Source organism: Rhodopirellula maiorica SM1 (assembly GCF_000346295.1).
GTDB lineage: Bacteria > Planctomycetota > Planctomycetia > Pirellulales > Pirellulaceae > Novipirellula > Novipirellula maiorica.
Genome location: NZ_ANOG01000991.1, coordinates 1 through 9,235, shown reverse-complemented (window position 1 = coordinate 9,235; position 9,235 = coordinate 1). Strand labels below are relative to the sequence as shown.

At 55.1% G+C, this 9,235-nt stretch carries 7 protein-coding genes; 1 reads left to right on the top strand and 6 read right to left on the bottom strand.

The genetic code is table 11. From position 1 onward, the window contains the following. Positions 1-21 precede the first annotated feature (21 nt). Positions 22-336, bottom strand: coding sequence for a hypothetical protein (locus RMSM_RS32155; protein WP_008707492.1), 315 nt, complete (start codon positions 334-336; stop codon positions 22-24). A gap of 529 nt (positions 337-865) precedes the next feature. Continuing rightward, the gene (locus tag RMSM_RS32150; protein WP_008707491.1) at positions 866-1,444 is read right to left on the bottom strand and encodes a hypothetical protein; all 579 of its coding nucleotides are present in this window, start codon (positions 1,442-1,444) and stop codon (positions 866-868) included. Between the two features lie 1,681 nt (positions 1,445-3,125). On the opposite strand from RMSM_RS32150, the gene RMSM_RS32140 reads away from it, so the two are divergent. After that, positions 3,126-4,043 (top strand): metallophosphoesterase, encoded by a 918-nt coding sequence (locus RMSM_RS32140; protein ID WP_008707488.1) that lies wholly within the window; start codon positions 3,126-3,128, stop codon positions 4,041-4,043. Between the two features lie 427 nt (positions 4,044-4,470). Here RMSM_RS32140 and RMSM_RS32135 read toward each other — a convergent pair whose 3' ends face one another. The 4 genes from RMSM_RS32135 to RMSM_RS41530 all read right to left on the bottom strand — a co-directional run. After that, positions 4,471-5,898 carry a sulfatase gene (locus tag RMSM_RS32135; RefSeq protein ID WP_236622389.1) on the bottom strand — a complete coding sequence of 476 codons (1,428 nt, stop codon included), beginning with the start codon at positions 5,896-5,898 and terminating at the stop codon, positions 4,471-4,473. Between the two features lie 427 nt (positions 5,899-6,325). Next, positions 6,326-7,687 (bottom strand): sulfatase family protein, encoded by a 1,362-nt coding sequence (locus RMSM_RS32130; protein ID WP_040770659.1) that lies wholly within the window; start codon positions 7,685-7,687, stop codon positions 6,326-6,328. A 248-nt stretch (positions 7,688-7,935) separates the two neighbouring features. Beyond that, entirely contained in the window at positions 7,936-8,451 is a 516-nt protein-coding gene (locus RMSM_RS32125) for a membrane protein (protein WP_008707483.1), read from the bottom strand. A 124-nt stretch (positions 8,452-8,575) separates the two neighbouring features. Further along, the coding region (locus RMSM_RS41530; RefSeq protein WP_040770658.1) for a M48 family metalloprotease at positions 8,576-9,235 on the bottom strand (660 nt) is incomplete at its 5' end.

Genomic DNA, 9,235 nt, shown 5'->3' with positions numbered 1-9,235 from the left:
TAACACCATCCGTCGGTCCCTTCACCAGGACCGAAACTTGCGAAACGACGCGGTGGAACGGATTAAGGAATTGACCGTCGCGATCACGGTATCGAAGTCATCGTCATCTCGCGTGACGAATTTTAAATCCGAGTTCTTATCATCTACCGTCATCGTTGCCTCATTCAGATCTTCGCCGAAGAGATCGATGCTTGCCTCTATATGCAAGCCTTCCAAAATTGTGGCGATGATTGGCGTCACGTCTTGCAGCGACGAACGCCAATCGACAACTAAATCGACTTCAGCGTTGTGAAGTACGTCTTCGAGATCGTGGACGCAAATTCCAGAGTTAGGCACATCTCGGTTCGGGCAGGCAAAGGCCGCGAGTATCGCGGTCGCATCCTCACGAGGAATTACTGGAGGCGGAGCCGGTGTTGGAGCATTAGGGTTGGAGCAACGTCGTGCCTCACGTTGAAGCAACTCCAAGTTCGAGAGCGGCTTCCCAATCCCGAGGAGCTTTCGGATCAATCGAAGAGGCACGGTTTCACGCTTTTCATTGCATAACTTATGTTTCAGCGGATGGTCAGGGTGAGTACATGGCGTTTTGGGGTGTTCTCACCCTTGTTCGTACTTATTCTCACGCTGTCCCCCCCTCGGCGGATCGGGTGAGGTCGCTTGCTATTCTCACCCTCTATAGAGCTACTGTCAAGCTTGTCCTCACCCGGCAGACGCCGCTGCAGAGGGATTGTTTGCAAACGGCTCGAAATCGAAAGCCAGTTCGCTTACACCAACTTCGCCTGTTGGGACGCGTCAACTCGTATGCCCCCTACGGGATCCCAAAAAAGCTGTCGGACACCGTTTTCTTGGCCGGTGGCCCGACTGCAGGTTACCGATCGGCTGTGCGTTTGCCTAACCGCAGCGATAAGCGATCGCGAAGCGTCGCGGTCAATGGACGCAACGTAAAGGTCGCTAAGGTCACCCGATCCGCATTCTTTGCGACCGAGAGATAGCGGACCGCTTGAATCGACCAATTCCCCGAAACCATCTTGTGCTCCGTGCGATTGATCCCACTGCTGTACGGCACCCGATTCTCATTCGCATACAACCCCGTCAGCGCATTTGCATCGTTGACGATCAACGCGACAGCCTCTTCGCCCTCTCGGATCGCACGCGTGATCCGGTCGACATCGTCGATCGCCGACTGGGGTGCCCGAACCGTCACCATCGTCCACGCCGAACACACCGTTGCATGTACGGTGACCTCATCGTCCACCGCACGCCGGTACTGGACAAACTTGTTTCCAAGCGACTTCCAAGTTTTCGACTCTCGGAATCCCGCATGCAGAAGTCGCGTAGGAACATCGAGGTCTTTGACCGATGGAGCATCAACCCTCGATGGTGCACAGCCAGTCAAAAGTACCAGGATTGGCAAGAACAATAGAGCGACGCGGAGATGTGTTGTCATGTTGGCGTGGGTAGGAGCGACTCGGCAGGAGTCCGCATCCTATGGACGATCACGCGAATGCTCAACACCCACCCGGTGGTTTGGACACCGAGATAGACCAGCACGAAACAACCGCGTCGGGGGCGTCGGCGAATTCATCTTTATCCGTTCGCAAAATTGCGTCGGCTTCGTCCACACAGCTTGTTGTGACCGTTAATTTAACGGTGTGCACGCAGCGGACCCGCGACAATCCGACCCGAAGCCAATCCTTGAAAACTCGTGTTGTGACACCCGCCGATCAGGTCGTCCGCGCCACCAGATCGCCCCCCCCGAAAAAGGTTCCTGCCACGATGCCATTTCACCGACATTCCCCCAGAACTTGCTGCACTCAATAGGATCGGTCAGATCATAAGCCTCGCCGTCGGGGCGGCGCGGGCTCCCATTGGCCCGCCATGCCGGCGAAATTTCTGCACCAACAACTGGATTGCCATCACTGTCAAGGACAGTGCCCGAAATCGCAGTGTCTTGAGCTGGCAGCGAAGTCGCGTACGACAAACACGCCGATGCCAATACGGATACGAAGACGGCGAGATGCGGCTTCACTTGGTTGCCTTGTATTGGTGTACGTCCGCAATGTGCGGGCAGCGGGAGTCGAGTTTCTATAGGAGAGCGGCGACCATCGAGGTGGACTATTACATGGTTCTGCTTTTTTGGAGAAGGTGTTAACAGCTTGTTGATTTAATCGTTTAACAGTCAGCCGAAGACGTACTCGATTCTGCAAGCGTACGCCTATCGGCTAACGGTTAAACGAAGCATTCTAGAGTCAGACTAAATCAACAAGTCGTTACGCCTAGCAGTCCAAATCGACTGGATTGCCCACCAGCATACCACCAGCTCACCAGTCGCGCAACTCTTCGGTTCTCCCCTCTCTGCGCCACTCTGCCTCTCGGCGATCTCCGCGGTTGTTATTTTTATCGCAGAGAACGCAAAGACGCAGACGACGCAAAGGATAAGCAAGGTTGTTCGCGTGAGTCACTGTGCCAGCACGGTTGGCGTGGTAACTCGGTGCCCGGCACCTATTTCTCCGGCACCTATTTCTCCTATTTCTACGGCACCTATTTCCCGCGTTCGCTTCCGTCCGGCTTGTCCGGGCCGACCGGGCGTCTGGAGGCTACGCACCTCACAATCCTCCATCCACCCACTTCCTCGGCAGAAGCTTTGAACACAGCGCCTGCGTCCTGCGCAGCACCCAACGCAGTGAAGCATTTTGTAGCGGCAGGGTGCGAGCCGTCCGGTTGAGGCGAGTGAGCCGTTCGGTTTAGACCGGGCGGGCCCCGCGCCGCACCGCTACAAACGCCACCCGTTTAGTGCCAAAGGTAGATGGCATTGGGCGTGAGCCCTGCCGCTAAAACCTCGCAAAACACGGGGATAAATGCGTCACAGCGATGCGAAGCACACCGGACGGCGGCAATGCTGAGAGTCTTAAACGCCATGCGGATCCTAAACCGGATTCTCGCTGGCTATACATCGACCGTAGCGGCGATCCAAAGCCAGCGTTGGCCGCACCGCATTCAATCATCTCACCAGGGCTGTATACTGGTGGGGACAACATTCATGACTCAGCTGGAACCAATCACAACATGATGAGCGAACATGAGAATTCTGTGGTATTCACACACCCGCAGTCTGGGGCACGCGGAAGATGAGCCGATTTGTTGCGGTAGGCGATATTCATGGGTGCAGCAAAACGTTCGAAAAGCTGCTGGAGATCCTGGACTTGGGCCGCGATGACACGCTGCTATCGACGGGAGATCTGTCGTCCAAAGGGGAAGACTCGCGGGGTGTTCATGATCAGTTGCTGAGACTGCAAGAGCGCGGGGTGCGTGTGATTGTGTTGCTCGGGAACCACGAGCTGATGTTGCTGGCGATGCAACGCCTGGTCGGCGCCAACCTCAAGCTGACATCGGTTCCGGAATCGATGTTTCGTGGAGCCGATATCAGCTTTTTCATGCGTAGCAACGAGACCTGGGCAACCCTCAAGTCCTACGGTCTCGAAAGTGCCGACAATCCGGAATTCTGGTCGTTTCAGCACGATCACCCCCAGCGACACTTCGAAAAAGTAACGCAGAAGCTCCAGCGTTCCGATTGGGAACTACCACAACCGCATTTGGACCTGTTGTCTCAGTGCAAGACGCATCATATCGAAAGAAACTGTCTGTTTGTGCATTCAGGACTTTGTCCAGCTAGCCTGAAAATGGACGATGCCCAGCTCGCCGTCGAATCGCAAATTGCCGTCGATGCGAGAGACTTGTGTTGGACCCGCGATTGGCTCGGCCACTCCCCCGGATTCCCCGAATTGATTGTACATGGCCACACGCCGCTCTTTTATATGTACTCGTTCATCCCAGATACTACTCCCTGGCGAGACGAAGAATTGATTTTCAAATCGGTTGTCCATGATGGCGCGCTCAATTTGGATAGCGGCGTGTTCTTGGAGGCCGGACATTTGACCGCTGTCGAGATTCCCGAGAGCGGCTGCCCGTCCGATTTCCGATTCATTCGCGTCCCGCGATTGGACCCGGTTTGCAAGGACCGCCTGTGGCACTTTAACCATCGATAATAAATACCACGGGCTGACGTACGTGGTTACATCATGCCATCGCTTCGCAATTTGAAACGCACCTGTCGCAACGCGACGCCCGTTTTTCGATAGCCACGCTAGACCGTTTGCCAGCCTAGTTCGCCGTCGCTATTGCGACCTAGGAAACCGCCAAGCTTCCCGAGTTCGCGGACGAATTCGTAGACCGTCAGTTCCTACACGTTCGAGTTTGGACGAAGGACCGCGAGGCACTTCGTCCACGAGGACGGCACGCGCCCGTTGGCTTTCGTCTTGTATTCATTGCGATCACCTTGTGATACTCCTCGATCAGCTGCCAAGCATCCTCGAACGTCTGTTGCCCCTCTACACAACAGCGCAGCTTCAAAATGCGTAAGCGAGAGAGCTGCGCTGGTCCAAGAGTTCCTCGCTTTCACTTTTAAGCGGAATATCACCTTGCACGTTGAGGCTGACTGGCGTTGGTTTTCTTCAGCCATGCCTGCAACTCGGATCGAAGCCGTTCGGCCTTTTCTGGCATCTCTTTAGCCAGATTTTGCGACTCGCTGATATCGTTTGCTAGGTCATACAGTTCAATCGAGTCATCGTCGTAATACAGGATTAATTTGTAGTCGCCTGAGCGAATGGCGCTTCCCAGACGATTCTGTTTGTGAAAAGCGTAATTGGGATAGTGAAAGTAGATCGAGTCGCGTTTCAGCTCGGATTCGTTTTCAAGCAGCGGCAACAACGAGATTCCATCGGGCGTGTTGGAGGGATCGGCCTCCAGTTGGGCTGCGTCAAGAATCGTTGCATGGATGTCCATGGTGATCGCCGGCGTCGAAGTTTGCTTGGAAGGACGAACGTGACCGCGCCAGCGAACAATCATCGGGACTCGAATCCCGCCTTCGTACAGGTAGCCCTTCTCCGCTCGCAATGGTTGAACGTTGGCCGCGAACGGGCCGTTGTCCGACGTAAAGATCACCAGGGTGTCTTCGCCCAAGCCTTTCCGGTCGATTGCCTTGATGACTTTGCCGATCGAACGATCCATGCCTTCGATCATGGCAGCGTAAGTCGGATTCTCGACGCCTGGTCCTTTCCTCGCTTCGTATTTGGCAATCAAATCGTCGGGGGCTTGAAACGGATAGTGAACCGAGTAATTCCACCAGCAAAGGAAGAATGGGCGATTCCCGTCCGCTTGGGCGGACTCGATGAAGCGGATGCATTCATCGGCAGATCGGTCCGGCAAGTACTCGCCGTCGGTTTTGCCTTCGAGATTGGGAATCCCGTATGGACTGAAATAACTCGGTGGCCCGCCGAAACGACAACCTCCGATGTTGATGTCAAAACCTTGATGTTCCGGACGCAATTCCGGTTCCATTGGCTGATCCTGGTCCGAGTCGGATCGGTTGCGATGAGAGAGATGCCATTTTCCGACGAAGCCTGTTGCGTACCCAGCCGCCTTCAGTTGCTCGGCCAGGGTAACCCGTTCCAGCGGTAGGTGTCGCAACCAGATCGGTGTGATCAGATCCGTGCCGGGCTTTTGGAAATTCGGAGGGTGTCCTCCCGCGTGGTTCGTGATGTTCAGCCGCGCCGGGGACTCTCCCGTCATCAGCGCCGCACGTGTCGGAGTACAAACGGGGGCAGCTGAGTAGGCATCGGTAAAAAGCAACCCTTGTTCTGCCAGCCGATCAAGATTGGGCGTATCAAGTTTCTCGTTGCCGTAGCAATGAAGATCCTTCCACCCCAGGTCATCCGCCATGATCAGCACGATGTTCGGCGATTTTTCGTTTGCTGCGGTGTCTTGGCCAGACGCATTGGTCGAGCCGACGCAGAGCGTAAGCAACCAAGCAAATAAACAAGCGGTTTTCGTCTTTTTCATCATCACTCTTTTTGTCTTAAATCGGCATTTGAAATGCCGGCAATGCCATTCAGGTTTGCGGTAAGCTTTTGGGAATCGTTCGACGTCCACTGAATGTTGTTGACGTTGTCCGCATCAGGAATCTGATCCCCTAGTCCTAGTGGAAGTCGTTAACGGCTTGTTGATTCAATCGTTTATCAGTCAGCCGAAGGCGTACTCGCATCCGTTGGCGTACGCCTATCGGCTAACGGTTAAACGAAACATTCTAAAGTCTGATTCGCCAGAATTCCTGTATTCGCTATTGAGCCACCAGGAACTCTGGCGAGTCCCACTACGAAAGTAGATGGCATTGGCGGTAAGGCACCGGGAAGTGCGTTATACCCAGCCGCTGATGCGTCGCGGCTTGATAATTCAACAAGCCGCACGCGAGTTCCGCTGCCGGGAAACTTGCCTACGGTGCAGCAGGGGCGAGCTTGCCGGCTTGACGCTCACTTGGAACATACCACGCGTCCAAAAGTGCACTCAGTTCCTGGACTTTCTGCTGATTCGCCTCGGCGAGATTCACGGTTTCCAAAGGATCGTCCTTCAAGTTGTAGAGCTTCGCCGCAGCATCTTCCGGTGGATGCCTCATCTTCCCTGTCGCTCCGTCGTATGTCAGCAGCAGCTTGTCATTGCCTTTGATCACCCAGCGATACAGCAGCGATGCCTGCGGATTCTCGATATCGGCGATGTCGTGGGCAAACGATTCGCCAAACAGCGTGTCGCGTTCAATGGCCTCGCCCGACAATAATTGCGGCAGCAGATTGAGTCCGGGGAAATCGTGAGGTCCGGTTGCCCCGGCGGCGGCCAGAACCGTCGGCACGAAATCGATCGACGAACAAAGTTCGGGACGATCCGCCGGAGCGATTTTGCCGGGCCAACGGAACATGATCGGCGTTCGTGTTCCGAGCTCGTAGGGACTCCGTTTCGATCGCGCTGCGTAGCCGCCTTTTTCCGTCTGGATCCAGCCGTTGTCCGTGACGTAAATGACCAGCGTCTCTTCGGCAATTCCCGAATCGTCGATGTGGTCCACAAGAGAACCGCAGGTTTCATCGAACCATTCACACATCGCGTAGTACTTCGCGACTCGTTCCTGCACTCCCTTTTTGAGGTATTTGTCGAGTAGTCGAGTCGGCGGATTGTGGGGTGTATGGGGCAACAGAGGTGCGTACCAAACAAAAAATGGCTTTTCTGCTTCCACGCTACGGTCGATAAAGTCTGTGACCGGCTTGATGCCATCACGCCCGATCGTCAGCCCCGCATCACCATGGCGTCCGCCGCTATTGGGATACCCCTTGGTCATTCCTTCGGTGAACCCACCTCGCTCGAAAGAACCCTCCCACCATTTTCCGCTCTGATGACTAACGTAGCCTTTCGTGGCCAGCCACTGAGGCAGGGCACCGGTGCGGTCGATGTGCGAGATCAGCAGTTCGCGAATGTCTTCGCCCGCTTCTTCAGCGTGAGCCTTGTTGGCGGGAGTGCGGGCGGGGTCGTTTCCAGTGGTCTTATTCTGATGCGAATAGAGGCCCGTTGCCAACGTCATCAGCGAGGGGCGGCACAATGCGGTTGGGACATAGCCTCGCCGAAACAACGCACTCTCTCGAGCCAGCTGGTCAAGGTTCGGGGTTTCGATTTGATCATGGCCCATGAAACCATAGTCGGTATAACCCTGGTCATCGGAGAGGATCAAAACGATGTTCGGCGGCTTGGAGTCGGCAGCCGTCGCGGTTGCAACCAGCAAGAGAAGCGGGATTAGGCGGAGAGAAATGTTCATGTTACTCGTCGAGTTGATTTGGCGATTTGGCTGAATGGTCGGCGCGGGTCTGTTGACGTGTCGGAGGCATCCGTGACTCTCGGAGACTTGCCAAGATAATCGAAAGTTTTGACGACTTGTTGATGGAGGGCAATGCCTAGCCTGCAACGTGAGCCGAGTGCCCGTAACGCCCCGGGTTGCGAGTGCTACCCAACCGCTAACGCCGTTCGGCTTATTGAATCGATAAGCTGTTGGAGGGCAAGTGGGTGTCAGGTACCCTTTGCATCAGAGCTGGATACGGTGCCGGGCACGTTTTGCAGCGTGTTGGCAAGGCGATCGAACTCAGCGTCATCGGAAAACAAGGCCGACGATAGCGTTGTCCGTTTGCGTCGTCCCGATAACTGCAATTGCTTAACAAACCCTAGATCCGTCGTTCGGACTTTGATATCGGTTAACGGCATTGACCAACCGGCCCCCACCAGAAGGCCACCCGGTATCGTCAGGTTCCCATCCGAGATCGTGATCCATTTTGGAGGACGTGATTTGGCGCGAAGCAGCGAGATCGACACCAAGACTCCAGTGATCGCGAGCGTCACCCCAACCAGAAGCACCGCCCACGGAGATAACGGAGCCCCGGCCACATCGATCGAGTTACGCAGCAGCCACGCCAAAGGGAGTGCGAAGATTCCCATTGCCAACGTGACCCACCCGACCCACGCATGACTGGAGCGGAGTTTGCCGTACTGCCAACGCATCGGCTGGTTATCAATCTTACTTTGATTCATCGTTCGTATCTTTCGCGAATCCGCCAGGAAGGAATCTTTCCGTATGTTAGCCGTATTGTCTCCAGCCTGGGCTGCTAAACCTTTGGGCTTGCTGGGATTTTTGGATTCGAAAGTTTTCTGCCCCCTAGTGCATCAAGACATGCAGATGCTGATCCACGGGCTGCAGCTCGCTAGGGTTGACGAGCCGGCCAATGGCATTGCGATAGAAGTCTTGCGTCACGTTGCTACACAGTGCATCGTAATGGCGAAACAGTTCACGCGCCGGACGGTCAATCGTGAACACGCCCTCTTGCCCAATCCGCTGCGCAGCTTCGATCCGCTCCCGCGTGCAAGGGTGTGTGTCCAGTAGACCGGTTTTACCCGAGCTGATGAATTGCTTCACTTTGACGACCTCATCCGATGGCATCTTATGGCGGCACAATTGAATCATGCGAGGAATATTGTCAATCATCACCGCTTTCTTGATTAGCGAATACATCCCCTCCATCGCATGCCCCGACGCCGCGTTCAACAGGTGCAACTCTTCGCCTGTGGTCACAAAAACATCGGATCCAACCAAGGCGATTTCGTAGCGGTCTGCATCGAACTCCATCTGGCGACTGAAGATGCTGCTAGCAGTATGCGCTGCAACCATGAACAACCATAACACGCGTCGCACCAATCCCACGCATCCACTTGCCAATAGGAGTATCAATCCAAAGACGGATTCGCTCTCGGCGATTGCTTCGTCAAGCATCTCGTCAATCGAATCACGCGCGTAGACGACTTTGGCGAACCATAGATT

Bases quoted from the DNA above. Each gene is read 5' to 3' on its own strand.
- RMSM_RS32150 (WP_008707491.1), bottom strand. From the start codon at position 1,444: ATGACAACACATCTCCGCGTCGCTCTATTGTTCTTGCCAATCCTGGTA.
- RMSM_RS32130 (WP_040770659.1), bottom strand. From the start codon at position 7,687: ATGAACATTTCTCTCCGCCTAATCCCGCTTCTCTTGCTGGTTGCAACC.
- RMSM_RS32125 (WP_008707483.1), bottom strand. From the start codon at position 8,451: ATGAATCAAAGTAAGATTGATAACCAGCCGATGCGTTGGCAGTACGGC.
- RMSM_RS32135 (WP_236622389.1), bottom strand. From the start codon at position 5,898: ATGATGAAAAAGACGAAAACCGCTTGTTTATTTGCTTGGTTGCTTACG.
- RMSM_RS32140 (WP_008707488.1), top strand. From the start codon at position 3,126: ATGAGCCGATTTGTTGCGGTAGGCGATATTCATGGGTGCAGCAAAACG.